The following is an 18,166-nucleotide window of genomic DNA, read 5'->3' as shown; positions in this document are numbered from 1 at the left end:
TCGCGCAGAACCGTCTCGGCCGTGGTCACTTCGGGGTGACCACCTTGTAGTTCTTGGGCACCTGCGCGTCGGGGCGGCGCAGGTAGAGCGGGGTCGGGGGAAGGAACTCCGCGCCCGCGGCCAGCCGTTCCGCCGCCAGGGAGGCCAGCGCGGCGGCCGACTGGTGCTCGGGGCCCCGCGCGTCCGGGAACACCTCGGGGTACAGGAGTGCGCCCTGGCCCACCGCGGGCAGGCCGGCGACCTGCTCGGCGATGTCCGCCGGGCGGTCCACGGAGGGCTCGCCGACGCGCGTGCGCGGGTCCTCGTAGCGTGCCCAGTAGACCTCCTTGCGCCGCGCGTCGGTGGCGACGGTGAAGGGGCCCTCGATCCCTGCGGTGCCCGCGGCGTAGGCGAGTCCGTCCAGCGTGCACAGGCCGTGGACGGGCACGCCCAGTACGGCGGCGAAGGTGGAGGCGGTGACGAGGCCGACGCGCAGTCCGGTGTAGGGGCCGGGCCCGACGCCGACCACGATGCCGGTGATCGCGTCGAGCTTCAGGCCGGCCTCGGCGAGGACGCGGTCCACGGAGGGGATCAGCAGCTCCCCGTGGCGGCGGGCGTCGACCTGGTCGGACTCGGCGAGGACGGACTCGCCGTCGTGCAGGGCGACGGTGACGGCGGGCGTGGCGGTATCTACAGCGAGCAAGAGCACGCGAACAGCCTACGACTCCGGCGGCCGCACCCCTTGCGCCCGGTCGTGGAGCGGGGCGGCTGCTACCTTTCGACCGAGGGATCACAGAGGGATCACAAGGGATCGCGTCAGCGCGGAGAGGTGGAGCAAGGTGGCACGCAGCAGCTCGGGAATCGTGGCCGGGCTCACCGCCGCGGCGATCGCAGCCGTCGGCTTCCTCGGCTACCAGGCTTCCGCGACGGCGCCGGCGCATCCCCCGCAGGCGGCCGCGCAGGAGCCGGCCCCGGCGGCGAGCCCGGCGGCCGCGGGCAAGCAGGACCCGGCGAAGCCGGTGTCCGTGCCCGAGGGTTCCGGCACGGGTGTGCGCGTCGTGTACTCGGTGGGGCAGAAGCGGGTGTGGCTGGTGGGGGACGCCGCGCAGCAACAGCAGCTCAGGTCGTTCACGGTGATGCCGAGCACGGTGCACCCGAAGCCGGGCACCTACCTCGTCGGTTCGCGCTCGGGCTCGGTCACGGGCTCGGACGGGGTGCCGATCGAGCACGTGGTCCGGTTCGCCACCCAGGAGGGTGTGGCGGTCGGTTTCAGCGCCCGCGTGGACGGCTCGACGCCGGAGCCCGACCCGAACAAGAAGACCGGCGGCATCCGCATGTCGCGGGCCGACGGCGACGCGATGTGGGCCTTCGCGACGATCAACTCCAAGGTCGTCGTCGTTCCCTGACGGTACGCGCTTCCTTCACCCGTACGGGCGACCGGCCGAGGCCGGGTGCCCGGGACGAGCCCTCCGGCCCCGTTCGGGGTCCTTTCAGGCCGCTTCGGATTCCGGAGCGGCCTGTTCGCGTACGCAGGCCTGCGGCTCGGCCTCGCGCGGGAGGCGTTCTTCGCGCGAGGGCGGCGTCGAGACGGCGGTGGCGGCCACGCCCGCGGCCAGCAGCGCGTACATGGAGACGGTGGACGGGCGGGGGTGGCGCTGTGCTCCTGCTGGTGCCGACATGGCTGCCTCCTGGACCCCGGGACGCCGTACTTAGGCATACCTAAGAAACTCTCGGTACCATGTCATCACGAGGGCTGCCGCCAACGCAATATCTTGCCGACGAGTTGTCGGCACGTTTACTCCGAGAACGCTCCGGCCAGGGCCTCCAGCCCCGCTCCGGCGCCCCAGCGCGCTCCGACCCCCCGCACCGAGACCTCCCGTACGTCGTCCAGGACCTCCTCGTGGCCGACGGCCCGCGCGATCACCACGTGCAGCCTGTCGTCGGAGAGCTCCTCGACCTTGCCGTCACCCCACTCCACGACGACCACGGACTCGGGCAGCGAGACGTCGAGGTCCAGGTCCTCCATCTCGTCCAGCCCGCCGCCCAGGCGGTACGCGTCCACGTGCACCAGCGCGGGCCCGCCGGTCAGCGAGGGGTGCACCCGGGCGATCACGAAGGTCGGCGAGGTCACGGCCCCGCGCACGCCCAGCCCCTCGCCCAGGCCCCGGGTCAGCGTGGTCTTGCCCGCGCCCAGCTCGCCGGTCAGCAGGACGAGGTCGCCGGGGCGCAGCAGGCCGGCGATCCGGCGGCCCAACTCCTGCATCGCCCCGGGGGAGTCGACGGTGATCAGGGTCTGCGCGCCGCGCCCGGACTCAGCTTCCGGGGCCTGGCTGCGCTGTGCTTCCAGCGGTACTTCTTCCATGCGCGCCAACGTTAGTCGCTACCGGGACCGGCACCGCCCCGGTGCGGGCCAGCAGCTCGGTCAGCAGCCGCGTCACGGTCTCGGGGCGCTCCAGCATCATCAGGTGCCCGGTGGACTCCAGGACGACGAGTTCGGCGGCGGGCAGCACGTCCTTGATGGCCGCGCTGTGCCCCGGCGGGGTGATCATGTCCTTGTCCCCGGCGATGACGGTGACCGGTACGCCGGCGAACTGCTGGAGCGCGGCGGTCTTGTCGTGGGTCTGGAAGGCCGGGTAGAACTCCGCGACGACGTCGATCGGGGTGGCCTCGATGAGCCGCTCCGCGAAGCGCGCGACGCCCGGGTCCACGTCCCGGGAGCCGAACGAATACATCTTGATCATGCCGGCGAAGAGGTCCGCGGTGGCCCGCCGGCCCTTCTCGACCAGTTCCACCTGCGATCCGAGCGCCTTCAGCACGCCCGGCAGGATCCTGCGCACGGCGCCCACGCCGGCGGCGGGCAACCCGTACGTCACCTCGCCGAGGCGGCCGCTGGAGGTCCCGACCAGGGCCACGCCGACGACGCGGTCGCGCACGAGGTCCGGGTACTGCTCGGCGAATCCCATGATGGTCATTCCGCCCATCGAGTGACCCACCAGGATCAGCGGGCCCTCCGGGGCGGTGGCGTCGATGACGGCCTTCAGGTCCCGGCCGAGCTGCTCCATCGTGAGCGGTTCGCCGTCCGCCTGGGCCAGGCCGCGCGCGCTGCGCCCGTGGCTGCGCTGGTCCCAGTAGACCGCGCGGACCACTCCGCGCAGGGCCGCCCGCTGGAAGTGCCAGGAGTCCTGGGCGAGGCAGTAGCCGTGGCAGAAGACGACGGTCGCCGGGGGTTCTGCCTTGCGCCGCAGCCGGCGCCGCTTGCCCTCCTCGGGGAGCTCGTCGACCTCGTAGTAGAGCTCGGTGGCGTCCTCGGCCCGGCAGGTGCCCTCGGTGCCGCGCAGGGAGCCGTAGTCCCCCGCGGCGTCGAGGGCCAGGCGGGCCTTCCTGCGCATGCCGCGTCCGACGGTGATCCGCTCGACCGCGACACCGGCCGCCGCACCCGCGGCTATCACGCCGATGGCGGCGCCGGCCCAGCCGGCCCTGCGCCAGTTCTCGCTCACGCCGCCGCCCTCACTCCGCTCAGCCGCCCAGGTACACCCGGGGCACGCGGCCACCGATACGGGTGACGATCTCATACGCGATCGTGTGTGCCGCTTGTGCCCAGTCCTCGGCGGAGGGTTCACCGCGTTCCGCGTCGCCGAAGATGACGACCTCGTCGCCGGCGCGGGCGCGGTCTTCTCCCAAGTCGACCACGAACTGGTCCATGGCGACGCGTCCGGCGACGTGGCGGACCTTGCCGCCGACGAGCACCGGGCCGGTCCCCGAGGCGTGGCGCGGGATGCCGTCGGCGTAGCCGGCCGGAACCAGCGCCAGGCTCGTCTCCCCGCTGGTGGTGTAGTGGTGGCCGTAGCTCACCCCGTGCCCGGCGGGGACCGTCTTGACCAGCGCGAGGGAGGCCTTGAGGGTCATCGCGGGCCGCAGGCCCAGCTGGGCCGGGGTGCCGAGCTCGGGCGCCGGCGAGACCCCGTAGACGGCCAGCCCGCAGCGCACCAGGTCGTAGTGGGACTCGGGCAGGGTGAGGGTGGCCGGCGAGTTGGCGATGTGCCGGACCTCGGGGTCGACGCCCTCCTTCTCGGCGTACGCGAGCATCTCGCGGAAGGCGTCGAGCTGGAGCCGGATCGAGGGGTGGCCGGGCTCGTCGGCGCAGGCGAGGTGCGACCAGAGGCCGGTGACCTTGACGGTGCCCTCGGCCTGGGCGGCGACGGCCGCCCCGACCAGGGCCTCCCAGTCGGCGGGCTGGCAGCCGTTGCGGCCGAGGCCGGTGTCCGCCTTGAGCTGGATGCGGGCGGTGCGGCCGGCCGCGCGGGCGGCCTCGCGCACCTCGTCCAGGGCCCACATGCCGCTGACGGAGACGTCCAGGTCGGCCTCGACGGCCTCCCGCCAGGGCCCGCCGGGGGTCCACAGCCAGCACATGATCCGGCCTTCGATCCCGGCGGCGCGCAGCGCGAGGGCCTCGTCCGGGGTGGCGGTCCCCAGCCAGGCGGCACCGGCCTCCTGGGCGGCCCTGGCGCACTCCACTGCCCCGTGCCCGTAGGCGTTCGCCTTGACGACGGCCATCAACTCGGCCCGGGGCGCCCGCTCGCGCAGTGCGCGCACGTTCTCCCGCACGGCGTCAAGATCGATCTCCGCGTACACGCGCGTCGGTGTCTCGTTCATCGCCCCCAGTCTCTCAGAATCCCCGCCCGGCACTGGTGCGGGCGGCCGAAGAGGCGGACAATTCCTCCCCCGCGGGGTGCGGGTCCGAGCTCCGGTGAGCGGGGTCAGGGGTGGGCGGTGTCCTGCCAGGCGGCGGGAAGGGCTTCGGCCACCTGGTGGGCGAGCAGGGGCCCGCCCGTACGGCGGGCCGCCAGGCCGTGGAGGTACGCGCCCACCGCGCCGGCGTCCGCGCCGGACAGCCCGCCCGCCAGGAGGGACCCGGCCAGTCCGGACAGCACGTCCCCGCTGCCCGCCGTGGCCAGCCACGGCGTTCCCGTCGGGTTCACCCGGACCGGCCGGGCGCCCGCGGGGGCGACCAGCGTCGTCGAACCCTTCAGCAGGACGGTGGCCCCGTACCGCTCGGCCAGCCGCCGTACGGCCGCCAGCCGGCCCGCCTCCACCGACTCCCGCGCCACCCCCAGCAGGGCCGCCGCCTCCCCCGCGTGCGGGGTCAGCAGGGTCGGGGCCGTCCGCGCGCGCAGCACCGCCGGGTCCAGACCGCGCAGCCCGTCGGCGTCGACGAGTACCGCCGCGTCGCCCGCGAGCAGGTCCGCGACCTCGCCGGCGCGCCCCTCCCCCAGGCCCGGGCCGATCACCCACGCCTGGACCCGTCCGGGCCCGATCAGCGTCTCGGGGTAGCGCGCCAGGACGGAGTCCGCCGCCGGGCCCACGTAGCGCACCGCGCCCGCGCCGCCTCGGAGGGCTCCCGCCACGGCCAGCACCGCCGCTCCCGGGTACTGCCCCGATCCGGCGACGATCCCCACGACGCCGCGCCGGTACTTGTCGCTCGACGCCGTCGGCTCCGGCAGCAGCCCGGCCACGTCCGCGTGCTGAAGGGCCTCCACCTCGGGCTCCGGCAGCTCCAGACCGATGTCCACGAGGTGCACCGCGCCCGCGCGGGAGGCTCCGGGGTCGATCAGCAGACCCGGCTTGTACGCCCCGAACGTCACCGTCACGTCGGCGGTGACGGCCGGTCCCGCCACCTCCCCGGTGTCGGCGTCCACCCCGCTGGGCAGGTCCACGGCGACCACGGGGACCCCCGGCGGGATCCGCTCCGCCAGCGCGGCGCCCGCGGGCCGCAGCCCGCCCCGCCCGCCGATCCCGAGCAGTCCGTCCACCACCAGGTCCGCCCGCTGCGGTACGGCCTGCGCCACCCGCCCGCCGGCGGCCCCCAGCGCGGCCAGGCCGCCGGCGTGCATCCGTTCGGGGTCCATCGGCACGGCCGTCACCCCGGCGCCGCGGCGCGCCAGCCGGGCGCCGGCGTACAGGGCGTCGCCTCCGTTGTCGCCGGGGCCGACGAGCAGCACCACGCGCGCCCCGTAGACCCGGCCGCGCCGCCGCGTCAGCAGGCCCGCGCAGACGGCGGCCAGTCCGGCCGCCGCCCGCAGCATCAGGGCGCCCTCCGGCAGCCGGGCCATCAGCTCCCGTTCTGCGGCCCGTACGGTCTCCACGCTGTAAGCAGTACGCATGGGGTCAACCCTCCGCGATCACCACCGCGGAGGCCACACCTGCGTCGTGGCTCAGCGAGATGTGCCAGGACTTCACGCCCATCGCCAGAGCCCGCGCCTGCACCGTCCCCGACACCCGCAGCCGGGGCCGCCCGCTGTCCTCCACGTAGACCTCGGCGTCGGTCCACAGCAGGCCGGCGGGCGCGCCGAGCGCCTTGGCCAGCGCCTCCTTGGCGGCGAACCGAGCGGCGAGCGACGCGGTCCCGCGCCGCTCGCCGCTCGGCAGCGTCAGCTCGGCCTCGACGAACAGCCGCCCGGCCAGGCCCGGCGTGCGCTCCAGCGCAGCCCCGAACCGCTCGATCTCCGCCACATCGATCCCGACGCCGACAATCACGAGGCCTACCCCACTACCCGACTACTCCACGGTCACGGACTTTGCGAGGTTACGCGGCTGGTCCACCTCGTTGCCGCGGGCCGTGGCCAGTTCGCAGGCGAACACCTGCAGCGGGACCGTCGACACCAGCGGCTGGAGCAGCGTCGGCGTCGCCGGGATGCGGATCAGGTGGTCCGCGTACGGGACGACCGCCTCGTCGCCCTCCTCCGCGATCACAATGGTCCGCGCCCCGCGCGCCCGGATCTCCTGGATGTTCGACACGATCTTGTCGTGGAGCACCGAGCGGCCGCGCGGCGAGGGGACGACCACGACCACCGGCAGGTCCTTCTCGATGAGTGCGATGGGCCCGTGCTTGAGCTCACCCGCCGCGAAGCCCTCGGCGTGCATGTACGCCAGCTCCTTGAGCTTGAGCGCGCCCTCCAGAGCCACCGGGTAGCCCACGTGCCGGCCGAGGAAGAGCACGGTGTTCTTGTCGGCGAGGGACCGCGCGAGCTCCCGTACCGGCTCCATGGTCTCCAGGACGGTGTCCACGGCGGCGGCGATGTCCGACAGCTCGCGGATCACCGCCTCGATCTCGTCGCCCCACTTGGTGCCGCGGACCTGCCCGAGGTACAGCGCGACCAGGTAGCAGGCCACGAGCTGGGTCAGGAAGGCCTTGGTCGAGGCGACGGCGACCTCGGGACCGGCGTGCGTGTAGAGCACGGCGTCCGATTCACGCGGGATCGTCGAGCCGTTCGTGTTGCAGATGGCCAGCACTTTGGCGCCCTGCTCGCGTGCGTGGCGCAGCGCCATCAGGGTGTCCATGGTCTCGCCGGACTGCGAGATCGCCACGACCAGCGTCCGCTGGTCCAGGATCGGGTCGCGGTAGCGGAACTCGCTCGCCAGCTCCGTCTCGCACGGGATGCGGGTCCAGTGCTCGATGGCCAGCTTCGCGATCATGCCCGCGTGGTAGGCCGTACCGCAGGCCACGATCACGACCTTGTCGACCTCCCTGAGGACCGAGACGGGGATGCGCACCTCGTCCAGGCTGAGCGAGCCGCTCCCGTCGATCCTGCCCAGGAGGGTGTCGGCGACGGCCTTCGGCTGCTCGGCGATCTCCTTGAGCATGAAGTAGTCGTATCCCCCCTTCTCGGCCGCCGAGGCGTCCCAGTCGACGTGGTACGCCCGCACGGAGGCGGCCGTGCCGTCGAAGTTGGTGACCGTGACCCCTTCGCGCCGGAGTTCGACGACCTGGTCCTGGCCCAGCTCGATCGCGGACCGGGTGTGGGCGATGAACGCGGCGACGTCCGAGGCGAGGAAGTTCTCCCCCTCGCCGACGCCCACCACCAGGGGGGAGTTGCGGCGCGCGCCGACCACCACGTCCGGTTCGTCCGCGTGCACGGCCACCAGGGTGAACGCGCCTTCGAGGCACCGGCACACCTGGCGCATGGCCTCCGCGAGGTCGCCGGTGGCCGAGAACTGCTCGGCCAGCAGGTGCGCGACGACCTCGGTGTCGGTCTCGGACTCCAGCCGGTGTCCGCGCTCGGCGAGCTCGGCCCGCAGCGCGGCGAAGTTCTCGATGATGCCGTTGTGGACGACGGCCACGCGCCCCGAATTGTCGAGGTGCGGGTGGGCGTTGACGTCGGTGGGCCCTCCGTGGGTCGCCCACCGGGTGTGCCCGAGTCCCGTGGAACCGGCCGGCAGCGGGTGCGCGACCAGTTCCTTCTCCAGATTGACGAGCTTGCCGGCCTTCTTGGCGGCGGCCAGGCTGCCGTCTGCGAGTACGGCGACCCCTGCCGAGTCGTAGCCGCGGTACTCCAGTCGCTTGAGTCCGGCGATGACCACATCGAGCGCAGACTGCGCTCCCACGTAACCCACAATTCCGCACATAGGGCGCAGCGTACGCCGTGGTCGGCCGTCTGCCCCGTACCTGAACACGCCGAAAACCCCGCCCCGGCAGAGCTGCCGGAACGGGGTCGGGGTGCGGGCCGGCCGGGGTCAGCCGAGCTTCTTGGCCTGCGCGTCGACGACCGCCTTCGGGAACTCCGGCTTGCCCGAGAGGTTCTGCACGGAGAACGTCGCGAGGGTGTTGCCCTTGCGGACCACGATCAGCTGGGCGGCCATCGAGGCCTCGGCGTCGCTGAAGTCGGCGATGAGGGACACGGCCTCGTCGCCGGCCGTGACGGCGTCGCCCGGCGTCACCTTGTTGATCTTCACGGTCTCGCCGTCCTGCGTCATCGTGTACCCGCCGGCGCAGGCGGTGCCCGCCGTCTTGAAGGCGGCGAACGCCTCCTCGGCACCCTTGCCGTCGTAGGAGGTCAGGGTCACGGCGGTGCCGGTGACGCCGGTGAGCATCTCCAGGCCGGCCTTCAGCTTGTCCGCCTCCGAGGCGTTGGGGTCGGCGGGCTTGCCGGAGGTGCCGCCGACGTTGGTGCGGGCCACGCCGGTGGAGGTGCCCTGGGGCGCCATCGAGGAGGCCTGGACGATCGGCTTGCACTCGGCCTTGTCGGTGGTGGCCGCGAGGGCGGCGACCTGGGCCGCGGTGGGCGCCTTGACGACGGTGTCCTTCGGGGCCTCGGCCTGGGTGATCAGGAGGGACGCCAGCTCGGCGTCCGTCTTGCCCTTGGCCGCCGCGGCGGCGGGGGCGGACGAGGCGGGAGCCGACGGCTTGGCGTCGGCCCCGGTGTCGGCCTTGTCGGAGCCGCAGGCGGTGGCCATGAGGGCCAGCGAGACGGCGGAGGCGGCGATGACGGAACGGCGGATCAGGGTGCTGCGCACGGAAAATCTCCCCCACAGGGTGATGCGATGACGGTCGATACGGGCTCGTACGGCACCCCCTCCCCAGGGGCTCGCCGGAACCGCGGTGATCAACGGTACGTGCCCCCACCGACAGCGACTCGCCCGAAAACGCCGTCCGAAGTCGATCGTGACCGGGGCGAGACCGTGCGGCCCCCGAATCGAGACCCCGTGGCCAGATGTCCCCTTGGTCACGTGACCGACCCCACCACCCACAACCGCCCCCCAGCCCCGACAATGGCGGTGTGATCACTTCGCCGCCACGAAGCAACACGCCCGAGGGTGCAACGGAGCACACCGGCCGGGACGCGCAGCCCCCGCGGACCGCGCACCGCCGGGGCCCCGAGGCCTCGCCCTACCTCGACCTCACCCGGGCCGAGTGGAGCGCCCTGCGCGAGCGGACCCCGCTGCCGCTGACCGCCGACGAGGTGGAGCGCCTGCGCGGCCTCGGCGATGTCATCGACCTCGACGAGGTCCGCGACGTGTACCTGCCGCTCTCGCGCCTGCTGAACCTCTACGTCGGCGCCACCAGCAACCTGCGGGGCACCCTCAACACCTTCCTCGGCGACGCCGGCAACGGCCACGGTTCACAAGCGGGCACCCCCTTCGTCATAGGGGTCGCCGGCTCGGTCGCCGTCGGCAAGTCCACCGTGGCGCGCCTGCTCCAGGCACTGCTCGCCCGCTGGCCCGAGCACCCCCGCGTGGAGCTGGTCACCACCGACGGGTTCCTGTACCCGATGAAGGAGCTCCAGCGGCGCGGGCTCACCTCCCGCAAGGGCTTCCCCGAGTCCTACGACCGCCGCGCGCTCACCCGCTTCGTCGCCGACATCAAGGCCGGCAAGGACGAGGTGCGGGCCCCGGTCTACTCGCACCTGATCTACGACATCGTGCCGGGCGAGGAGCTCGTCGTACGCCGCCCGGACATCCTCATCGTCGAGGGCCTCAACGTGCTCCAGCCTGCGCTGCCCGGCACCGACGGCCGGACCCGCGTCGCCCTCGCCGACTACTTCGACTTCAGCGTGTACGTGGACGCCCGCCCCGAGGACATCGAGCGCTGGTACCTCAACCGCTTCCGGAAGCTGCGCGAGACCGCCTTCCAGAACCCGTTCTCGTACTTCCGCAAGTACACGCAGGTCTCCGAGGAGGAGGCCATGGAGTACGCGCAGACGATGTGGCGGACGATCAACCGGCCCAACCTGCTGGAGAACGTGGCCCCCACCCGCGGCCGGGCCACCCTCGTCGTCCGCAAGGGACCGGACCACAAGGTCCAGAAGCTGAGCCTGCGCAAGCTGTAGTGGTTAGGGTGCGGGCATGCTGCATCTGCGGATGATCACCCCGCACCACCTCACCGAGCAGGTGGTGGAGGTGATCGACCGGACGGTCGGCACCACCCACCTCGTCGTCCTCGCCGGCGCCGCCCGCGACCCGGCGGGCGACCTCGTCCTCTGCGACGTCGCCCGCGAGGCGGCCGACGAGCTGCTCCAGGAGATGCGTTCCCTCGGTATCGACAGGACCGGTTCGATCGCCGTCGAGAACATCGACCTGTCGATCTCCACGCGGGCCGACGAGGCCGAGGAAGAAGCGCCGGGCGAGGCGGCCGACGCGGTGGTCTGGGAACAGCTCGCGGAGTCGACGCACGAGGAGTCCACCCTCACCATCACCTACGCCGCCTTCATGATCCTGGCGACGATGATCGCGGCGTGCGGTGTCGTGCTCGACAACGCCGTGCTGATCGTGGGCGCGATGGCGGTGGGCCCCGAGTTCGGCCCGCTCGCCGGCATCTGCACCGGCCTCGTGCAGCGCAGGCCCCGGCTGGCCTGGCGCTCGTTCATCGCGCTGGCGGTCGGATTCACGGCGGCGATCGTCGCGACGACGGCCTTCAGCCTGGCCATGGACGCCCTCGGGCTCTTCCACGAGCACCTGCTGGAGAACGAACGGCCGAACACCAGCTTCATCTGGCAGCCCGACCCGTTCTCGTTCGTCGTGGCGCTGCTCGCGGGCGTGGCCGGCATGCTCTCGCTGACGTCCGCGAAGGCCGGCGCCCTGGTCGGCGTGGCGATCTCCGTGACCACCGTCCCGGCGGCCGCCAACGCCGCCGTGGCCCTCGGCTACGGCGACCTCGGCCAGATGTGGGGCTCCGGCATCCAGCTGGCGCTCAACCTCGGCGGGATCATCCTCTCGGGGACGCTCACCCTCATGGCCTGGAAACTGCTGTGGCGCACCCAGCAGAACCGGATGATCCGGAAGCCGGGTGCGCCACGCAGACCTGGTGGAGGCGTCCTCTAGGCCGTCTAGCCGAGCGCCGACTTCACGGCGTCCGCGAGCCGGCCGGCGACGGCGCGGGCCTGCTCGATGTCGGCGGCCTCGACCATCACCCGTACGAGCGGCTCCGTACCGGACGAACGCAGCAGCACCCGGCCGGTGGTGCCCAGCTCGCGCTCGGCATCCGTCACCGCGACCGCGAGCTCGGCCGAGGTCGTCACCCGGGACTTGTCCACGTCGGGAACGTTGATCAGGACCTGCGGCAGCCGCTGCATGACGCCCGCCAGCTCGGCGAGGGACTTGCCGGTGGCCGCGACCCGCGCCGCGAGCAGCAGGCCGGTCAGCGTGCCGTCGCCGGTGGTCGCGTGGTCGAGGATGATCACGTGGCCGGACTGCTCGCCGCCGAGCGCGTAGCCGTGCTCCTTCATCGACTCCAGCACGTACCGGTCGCCGACCCCGGTCTGCACGACCTGGATGCCCTCGCCCTCCATGGCCAGCTTGAAGCCCAGGTTGGACATCACGGTGCCGACCACGGTGTTCTCGCGCAGCTGGCCGGCCTCGCGCATGGCCAGCGCCAGCACCGCGAGGATCTGGTCGCCGTCGATCTCCGCGCCGTTGCCGTCCACGGCCAGGCAGCGGTCCGCGTCGCCGTCGTGCGCGATGCCCAGGTCGGCGCCGTGCTCGACCACGGCGGCCTTGAGCAGGCCGAGGTGGGTGGAGCCGCAGCCGTCGTTGATGTTCAGGCCGTCCGGCTCGGCGCCGATCGTGACGATCTCCGCGCCGGCCCGGGCGAACGCCTCGGGCGACACGTAGGAGGCCGCGCCGTGCGCCTCGTCGAGGACGATCTTCAGGCCGTCGAGACGGTTCGGGAGGACGCCGATGAGGTGGGAGACGTACTTCTCGAAGCCCTCGGTGTAGTCCGAGACGCGGCCGACACCGGACCCGGTGGGCCGGTCCCAGGGCGCACCGGTGCGGTGCTGCTCGTACGTCGACTCGATGCGGTCCTCCAGCTCGTCGGCGAGCTTGTGGCCGCCGCGGGCGAAGAACTTGATGCCGTTGTCGGGCATGGCGTTGTGGCTGGCGGAGAGCATCACGCCGAGGTCGGCGCCCAGCGCACCGGTGAGATACGCCACCGCCGGGGTGGGCAGCACACCGACGCGCAGGACGTCCACGCCCGCGCTCGCCAGGCCGGCCACGACGGCGGCCTCGAGGAATTCGCCGGAGGCCCGGGGGTCCCGGCCGACCACGGCGGTCGCCCGGTGGCCCTCGAAAGTGCCCGCCTCGGCGAGTACGTGGGCAGCCGCCACGGAGAGGCCGAGCGCGAGCTCCGCCGTCAGATCCGCGTTGGCGACGCCGCGTACACCGTCCGTCCCGAAGAGTCGTCCCACTGTTGTCCTCCCGAGTTTGCGCTTCGCGTATGACCGCTTGTGTCAGGTATTTGCCGCTTGTGGCGGTAAACGAACCGCCCCGGCAGCACAGAGAGTGCTGCCGGGGCGGTTTCGTTGCAGAACAGCAGGCGCAGATTAACGCTTGCTGTACTGCGGAGCCTTACGGGCCTTCTTGAGACCGGCCTTCTTGCGCTCGACCGCACGGTCGTCGCGGGAGAGGAAGCCGGCCTTCTTCAGCGCCGGGCGGTTGTTGTCCACGTCCGCCTCGTTCAGCGCACGGGCCACACCGAGGCGCAGGGCGCCGGCCTGGCCGGAGACGCCGCCACCCGAGATGCGGGCGATGACGTCGTAGCGGCCGTCAAGCTCGAGGAGCTTGAAGGGCTCGTTGACTTCCTGCTGGTGCACCTTGTTGGGGAAGTAGTCCTCAAGGGTGCGACCGTTGATCTTCCACTTGCCGGTGCCCGGAACGATCCGGACGCGGGCGATGGCGTTCTTGCGACGGCCCAGGCCGGCAGCCGGCTGGGGGTCGCCGAAGCGACCGGCAAGGGACTCGGAGGTGTAGTCGCCCTCGACGGCGACCTCAGACTCGCTGGTGTACTCCTCGACGTTGCCCTCGAACTCTTCGACGGTCGTCTCGGCGGTGGTCTCGGCCACGATGCTCCTCAGAATTTTCTACGTCTTAGGGGGTGGCCGGAACTACTGCGCGACCTGGGTGATCTCGAACGGCACCGGCTGCTGGGCAGCGTGGGGGTGCACATCGCCCGAGTAGACCTTCAGCTTCGAGAGCATCTGACGGCCCAGGGTGTTCTTGGGGAGCATGCCCTTGACGGCCTTCTCGACGGCCTTCTCCGGGTTGTTCGCCAGCAGGTCGTCGTAACGCACGGAGCGCAGACCACCCGGGAAGCCGGAGTGGCGGTAGGCCATCTTCTGCGACGCCTTGTTGCCGGACAGGTGAACCTTGTCGGCGTTGACGATGATGACGAAGTCGCCCATGTCCATGTGGGGGGCGTAAGTCGGCTTGTGCTTGCCGCGCAGGAGGGCTGCGGCCTGGGTCGCCAGACGGCCGAGGACAACGTCCTGGGCGTCGATGACGAGCCACTGGCGCGAGATGTCGCCGGGCTTGGGGCTGAACGTACGCACGCGTATGCCTTCGCTTCTTCAGTGGTGGTATCCCACGGGCGCTAGCCCGGCGGGAAGGTCCTGACAGGGTCACCACGGACGATCACGACAGCCCTCGCTCACATCGGGGACGCAACCCGAGTGAACGGCCAACTGCTGGTCATCGGTCCGGTGGACCGGCGTAAGGCCCTTTCACGTGAGAATGAGAAAGCCAATACGCATAACAAACCAGCAGGATACCCAAGCAGACCCGTACGGGTCAAAACGCGGTCCGCGATGCCGATGCTGCTGGCGTCGCGGCGCACTCCGGTTCGGTCCTGGATGGGGACCCCGCAGTTGTTACGGGCTCCAGAGTAACCCGCCCGGAGCGCAGTGCACGACGCGCAAGCACAAACGCGAGCCCGCAGAGGGTGGCGCAGTCCTTGAAGGCACGCCGTTTGTGGGCCAGCTCCGAGGGCCACGGCACCAGGGCCAGCTGGGGTGTCAACGCCAGCCAGAACCAGGGCGATCGGGGCATCGAACCCGGCCGTACCGCCGAGGCCAGCAGCAGCGGCAGCACCACGAGGAGGTAGTGGTCGAAGGACGGCCGCGACACCAGGAATGCGGCGAGCATCACCATGCAGGCCGTCTCCACGAGACGCAGCTCACCGGCGTCCGCGTCCTGCTCCGTACGCCGCCACCGCACCCAGGCCGCCCACAGCCCGGCCGCGGCCCCGGCGAAGGCCACCAGCACCGCCAGCGGCTGCGGCACCCCCAGCCGCGGCAGCACCGCTATCGGCGAGGCGTCCCAGGGCAGCGCGTACGCGTCCTGCCCCTGGAGCAGGAACGGCAGGGTCTTGGTGAAGAACAGCGACGGGCTCGGCATCAGCAGCGCCCCGGCCAGCGAGAGCCCCAGCGGCACCAGCACCGCCGCGGCCAGCCCCCGCCACCGGCGGGCCAGCAGGAACAGCAGCCCGATCGGCACCAGCATCGGCTTGCAGGCGATGGCCAGCCCGACCACCAGCCCGGCCCGCCCCCACGACCCGCGGTGCGCGAGCAGCAGCGCCACGGGCAGCGCGGCCGCCGAGACGGCCGTCCAGTTGCCGATCAGCACCAGGTTCACCCACGGCTTGTACGCGAGGGCGAACACGGCCAACCCGCCGACCGCGAACCGCGAGCGCAGCGGCACCGAGAACAGCCGCAGGGCCGCCAGCCAGCCGACGCCCAGCAGACCCGCCATCCCGACCGGCAGGATCCAGCGCAGCACGCCCCGCGGCACCAGCGCCTCCGGCACCGCCATGAGCACGGCACTGGGCAGGTACAGGAAGCGCTTGTCCTCGTACGGCGACCCGCCCTCCAGCAGCGTCTGCGCCGCCTTGACGACGAAGGCGTTGTCCGAGCCCCAGTTCGCCCGCAGGCTCGTGGAGACGCAGATCCCCAGGAGCACCGCCAGGGAGAGCACCCGCCAGGACCGGGGGGCCGGCCGCAGCAGCCACGCGATCAGCCGGTTCCCCGGGGCCGCCGCCTCCCACCTCATGAGCCAGATGCCAGGCCTCAGGCCCACGACGCCCCTCCCTCATCGCTCAGCCACCGCTCAGCGCTTGCGTTCGACCCTGCGTTCGTCCCAGACGGGCTCCTGAGTCTCCCGCACAACACCGTCCGAACCGAAGACCAGGTAACGGTCAAATGTGCGCGCGAACCAGCGGTCGTGCGTCACGCACAGCACGGTCCCGTCGTAGGACTCCAGGCCGTCCTGAAGGGCCTCCGCGGACTCCAGGTCCAGGTTGTCCGTGGGCTCGTCCAGCAGCAGCGCCGTGGTGCCCGCCAGCTCCAGCAGCAGGATCTGGAACCGCGCCTGCTGGCCGCCCGAGAGCTTCTCGAAGGGCTGCTCGGCCTGGCGCTCCAGCTCGTAGCGGCGCAGGGCCCCCATCGCCTGCCCCAGCGGCTTGGCGGCCTCCGTCCACAGGATCTCGACGAGGGTGCGGCCGAACAGCTCCGGGTGGGCGTGCGTCTGCGCGAAGTGGCCGGGAACCACCCGTGCGCCCAGCTTCCAGGCACCGGTGTGCTTGACGTCCTCGCCCGCCAGCAGCCGCAGGAAGTGCGACTTGCCGGAGCCGTTCGAGCCGAGCACCGCGACGCGCTCCCCGTAGAAGATCTCCAGGGAGAACGGCTTCATCAGACCGGTGAGCTCCAGTTTCTCCACGGTCAGCGCGCGCACGCCGGTCCGGCCGCCCTTGAGCCGCATCTTGATGTCCTGCTCGCGCGGCGGCTCCGGCGGCGGCCCGGCCTCCTCGAACTTCTGGAAGCGGGTCTGCATCGCCCGGTAGCGCGAGGCCATGTCGGGGCTGCTCGCGGCCTGGTTGCGCAGCCGCAGCACCAGGGCCCTGAGGCGGGCGTGCTCCTCGTCCCAGCGCCGCTTGAGCTCCTCGAAGCGGGCGAAGCGCTCCTTGCGGGCCTCGTGGTAGGTGGCGAAGCCGGCGCCGTGCACCCACACGTCGGAGCCCGTCGGGCTCGCCTCCAGGCTGATGATCTTCTCGGCGGCCTGGGTCAGCAGCTCCCGGTCGTGGGAGACGAAGAGCACCGTCTTGCGGGTCGCCCTCAGCTGCTCCTCCAGCCACCGCTTGCCGGGGACGTCGAGGTAGTTGTCCGGCTCGTCGAGCAGCAGCACCTCGTCGGGCCCGCGCAGCAGCGCCTCCAGCACGAGCCGCTTCTGCTCCCCGCCCGACAGCGTGCGCACCTCGCGGAACTGCGCGGAGTCGTACGGGATGGCCAGCGCGGCCATCGTGCAGACGTCCCACAGGGTCTCCGCCTCGTAGCCCTGCACGTCGGCCCAGTCGCTGAGGGCCTGGGCGTAGGCCATCTGCGCGGCCTCGTCGTCCACCGTCATGATCAGGTGCTCGGCGCGGTCGACGGCCTTCGCGGCCTCCCGGATCCGCGGCTGGGACACCGAGACCAGCAGGTCCCGTACGGTCGTCTCGTCGCGTACGGAGCCCACGAACTGGGACATCACGCCGAGGCCGCCGCTGATGGCGACGCCGCCGCCGTGCGGCTGCAGCTCGCCGGAGATCAGCTTCAGCAGGGTGGTCTTGCCGGCGCCGTTCGCCCCCACCAGGGCGACCACCGCCCCCTCCCCCACGCGGAAGGAGACGTCGGGGAGCAGGACCCGCCCGTCGGGAAGGTAGTACTCCAGGTGGCTGGCTTCGAGATGTCCCATGCCGGGCATTGTCCAGGTCGGCGCGCGATCCGCCCAAACGATTTCGCCGCGGCTCAGCAGCAGCCGGCGGCCGGCAGGGTCCGCATGTTGCGCGCCTCCTTGCTGCGGGCGGCCAGCAGCTCGTCGGCCGGGTAGCCGACCTCCTCCAGGGTCAGCCCGTGCGGCTTGACCACATGCACCGAGGAGTCCCGTACGGCGGCGGCCAGCACCTTGCCGGGCCAGTCGGTGGGCCGGTGGCCGTCGCCGACGTGCAGCAGGGCGCCGACCAGGGAGCGGACCATGTTGTGGCAGAAGGCGTCGGCGCGGACGGTCGCGGTGATGATGCCGTCCTCGGCGCGCTCCCAGCTGAGCTGCTGAAGCGTGCGGATCGTCGTGGCGCCCTCGCGCTTCTTGCAGTAGGCGGCGAAGTCGTGCTCGCCCAGCAGCGCGGCGGCGGCCTCGTTCATGGCATCCACGTCGAGGGGCCACTGGTGCCAGAGGACGTGGCCGCGGCGCAGCGGGTCCACGCCGCCCTGGTGGTCGCCGACGCGGTAGGCGTAGCGGCGCCAGATGGCCGAGAAGCGCGCGTTGAAGCCCTCGGGGGCCTCGGCGACCCTCCACACCCGTACGTCGTGCGGCAGGCGGCCGGCGAGGCGGCGCAGCAGCTTGTCGTGGTGCTCGGCCCAGACCTCCTCGGCGAGGTCGAACTGCGCGACCTGCCCGCGGGCGTGCACGCCCGCGTCCGTGCGCCCGGCCACGGTCAGCTCGACCGGCTCCGTCAGCCGCATCACGGTCTGCAGGGCGCTCTCCAGCTCCCCCTGGACGGTCCGCAGCGTGCGCTGCTTCGCCCAGCCGGAGAAGTCCTTGCCGTCGTAGCTCAGGTCCAGCCGTACCCGGACGTGCCCGGGCTCCACCTCGTCACTCACGTGACCGATCC

Annotated in this window: 18 protein-coding genes; 3 read left to right on the top strand and 15 right to left on the bottom strand. The window is 72.2% G+C overall.

Annotated elements, in window-relative coordinates:
* Positions 1 to 25: 25 nt before the first annotated feature.
* Positions 26 to 688 (bottom strand): tRNA (adenosine(37)-N6)-threonylcarbamoyltransferase complex dimerization subunit type 1 TsaB, encoded by a 663-nt coding sequence (gene tsaB, locus E6U81_RS09875; RefSeq protein ID WP_136229696.1) that lies wholly within the window; start codon positions 686 to 688, stop codon positions 26 to 28.
* A 130-nt stretch (positions 689 to 818) separates the two neighbouring features.
* Here tsaB and E6U81_RS09870 point away from each other — a divergent pair, with 130 nt between their 5' ends.
* On the top strand, positions 819 to 1,385 hold the full coding sequence (locus tag E6U81_RS09870) for a hypothetical protein (protein WP_168714595.1): 567 nt from the start codon (positions 819 to 821) through the stop codon (positions 1,383 to 1,385).
* Positions 1,386 to 1,469: 84 nt separating this feature from the next.
* Here the strand turns inward: E6U81_RS09870 and E6U81_RS09865 are convergent, their stop codons facing one another.
* The 8 genes from E6U81_RS09865 to E6U81_RS09830 form a co-directional block, all read right to left on the bottom strand.
* On the bottom strand, positions 1,470 to 1,658 hold the full coding sequence (locus E6U81_RS09865) for a hypothetical protein (RefSeq protein WP_136229695.1): 189 nt from the start codon (positions 1,656 to 1,658) through the stop codon (positions 1,470 to 1,472).
* A gap of 116 nt (positions 1,659 to 1,774) precedes the next feature.
* Positions 1,775 to 2,242 carry a tRNA (adenosine(37)-N6)-threonylcarbamoyltransferase complex ATPase subunit type 1 TsaE gene (gene tsaE, locus E6U81_RS09860; protein WP_136229886.1) on the bottom strand — a complete coding sequence of 156 codons (468 nt, stop codon included), beginning with the start codon at positions 2,240 to 2,242 and terminating at the stop codon, positions 1,775 to 1,777.
* A 49-nt stretch (positions 2,243 to 2,291) separates the two neighbouring features.
* Positions 2,292 to 3,476, bottom strand: coding sequence for an alpha/beta hydrolase (locus tag E6U81_RS09855; RefSeq protein ID WP_240803737.1), 1,185 nt, complete (start codon positions 3,474 to 3,476; stop codon positions 2,292 to 2,294).
* 19 nt (positions 3,477 to 3,495) lie between these two features.
* The gene (alr, locus tag E6U81_RS09850) at positions 3,496 to 4,632 is read right to left on the bottom strand and encodes an alanine racemase (protein ID WP_136229693.1); all 1,137 of its coding nucleotides are present in this window, start codon (positions 4,630 to 4,632) and stop codon (positions 3,496 to 3,498) included.
* A 104-nt stretch (positions 4,633 to 4,736) separates the two neighbouring features.
* A complete protein-coding gene (locus tag E6U81_RS09845; protein ID WP_136229692.1) occupies positions 4,737 to 6,140 on the bottom strand; it encodes an NAD(P)H-hydrate epimerase in 1,404 nt (467 codons plus the stop codon).
* Between the two features lie 4 nt (positions 6,141 to 6,144).
* A complete protein-coding gene (locus tag E6U81_RS09840) occupies positions 6,145 to 6,513 on the bottom strand; it encodes a holo-ACP synthase (RefSeq protein ID WP_136229691.1) in 369 nt (122 codons plus the stop codon).
* A gap of 21 nt (positions 6,514 to 6,534) precedes the next feature.
* A complete protein-coding gene (gene glmS / locus E6U81_RS09835; RefSeq protein WP_136229690.1) occupies positions 6,535 to 8,382 on the bottom strand; it encodes a glutamine--fructose-6-phosphate transaminase (isomerizing) in 1,848 nt (615 codons plus the stop codon).
* Between the two features lie 108 nt (positions 8,383 to 8,490).
* Positions 8,491 to 9,270 (bottom strand): hypothetical protein, encoded by a 780-nt coding sequence (locus tag E6U81_RS09830; RefSeq protein ID WP_136229689.1) that lies wholly within the window; start codon positions 9,268 to 9,270, stop codon positions 8,491 to 8,493.
* A 263-nt stretch (positions 9,271 to 9,533) separates the two neighbouring features.
* Here E6U81_RS09830 and coaA point away from each other — a divergent pair, with 263 nt between their 5' ends.
* Together coaA and E6U81_RS09820 are read left to right on the top strand one after the other, a co-directional pair.
* On the top strand, positions 9,534 to 10,583 hold the full coding sequence (coaA, locus tag E6U81_RS09825) for a type I pantothenate kinase (RefSeq protein ID WP_031152760.1): 1,050 nt from the start codon (positions 9,534 to 9,536) through the stop codon (positions 10,581 to 10,583).
* A gap of 16 nt (positions 10,584 to 10,599) precedes the next feature.
* On the top strand, positions 10,600 to 11,574 hold the full coding sequence (locus tag E6U81_RS09820) for a DUF389 domain-containing protein (protein ID WP_136229688.1): 975 nt from the start codon (positions 10,600 to 10,602) through the stop codon (positions 11,572 to 11,574).
* Between the two features lie 5 nt (positions 11,575 to 11,579).
* Here E6U81_RS09820 and glmM read toward each other — a convergent pair whose 3' ends face one another.
* From glmM to truA, 6 genes are all read right to left on the bottom strand, one after another.
* A complete protein-coding gene (glmM, locus tag E6U81_RS09815; protein ID WP_136229687.1) occupies positions 11,580 to 12,938 on the bottom strand; it encodes a phosphoglucosamine mutase in 1,359 nt (452 codons plus the stop codon).
* 135 nt (positions 12,939 to 13,073) lie between these two features.
* A complete protein-coding gene (gene rpsI / locus E6U81_RS09810; protein ID WP_136229686.1) occupies positions 13,074 to 13,592 on the bottom strand; it encodes a 30S ribosomal protein S9 in 519 nt (172 codons plus the stop codon).
* A gap of 42 nt (positions 13,593 to 13,634) precedes the next feature.
* Complete coding sequence (gene rplM, locus E6U81_RS09805; protein WP_136229685.1) at positions 13,635 to 14,078, bottom strand: 50S ribosomal protein L13; 444 nt, start codon at positions 14,076 to 14,078, stop codon at positions 13,635 to 13,637.
* A 238-nt stretch (positions 14,079 to 14,316) separates the two neighbouring features.
* Positions 14,317 to 15,600 carry a glycosyltransferase family 87 protein gene (locus E6U81_RS09800; protein ID WP_240803736.1) on the bottom strand — a complete coding sequence of 428 codons (1,284 nt, stop codon included), beginning with the start codon at positions 15,598 to 15,600 and terminating at the stop codon, positions 14,317 to 14,319.
* A 30-nt stretch (positions 15,601 to 15,630) separates the two neighbouring features.
* The gene (locus E6U81_RS09795) at positions 15,631 to 17,259 is read right to left on the bottom strand and encodes an ATP-binding cassette domain-containing protein (protein WP_136229684.1); all 1,629 of its coding nucleotides are present in this window, start codon (positions 17,257 to 17,259) and stop codon (positions 15,631 to 15,633) included.
* A gap of 44 nt (positions 17,260 to 17,303) precedes the next feature.
* On the bottom strand, positions 17,304 to 18,155 hold the full coding sequence (gene truA, locus E6U81_RS09790) for a tRNA pseudouridine(38-40) synthase TruA (RefSeq protein WP_136229683.1): 852 nt from the start codon (positions 18,153 to 18,155) through the stop codon (positions 17,304 to 17,306).
* Between the last annotated feature and the right edge of the window lie 11 nt (positions 18,156 to 18,166).

Source organism: Streptomyces sp. A0592, from assembly GCF_004795115.1.
Lineage (GTDB): Bacteria > Actinomycetota > Actinomycetes > Streptomycetales > Streptomycetaceae > Streptomyces > Streptomyces erythrochromogenes.
The sequence above is the reverse complement of the archived record's forward strand: the minus strand, read 5'-3'. Positions and strand labels throughout refer to the sequence as shown.

What these genes read in the sequence shown, in the direction of transcription:
- E6U81_RS09865 (WP_136229695.1), bottom strand. Translation starts at nt 1,658, where the DNA reads ATGTCGGCACCAGCAGGAGCACAGCGCCACCCCCGCCCGTCCACCGTC.
- tsaE (WP_136229886.1), bottom strand. Translation starts at nt 2,242, where the DNA reads ATGCAGGAGTTGGGCCGCCGGATCGCCGGCCTGCTGCGCCCCGGCGAC.
- alr (WP_136229693.1), bottom strand. Translation starts at nt 4,632, where the DNA reads ATGAACGAGACACCGACGCGCGTGTACGCGGAGATCGATCTTGACGCC.
- E6U81_RS09845 (WP_136229692.1), bottom strand. Translation starts at nt 6,140, where the DNA reads ATGCGTACTGCTTACAGCGTGGAGACCGTACGGGCCGCAGAACGGGAG.
- glmS (WP_136229690.1), bottom strand. Translation starts at nt 8,382, where the DNA reads ATGTGCGGAATTGTGGGTTACGTGGGAGCGCAGTCTGCGCTCGATGTG.
- E6U81_RS09820 (WP_136229688.1), top strand. Translation starts at nt 10,600, where the DNA reads ATGCTGCATCTGCGGATGATCACCCCGCACCACCTCACCGAGCAGGTG.
- E6U81_RS09795 (WP_136229684.1), bottom strand. Translation starts at nt 17,259, where the DNA reads ATGCCCGGCATGGGACATCTCGAAGCCAGCCACCTGGAGTACTACCTT.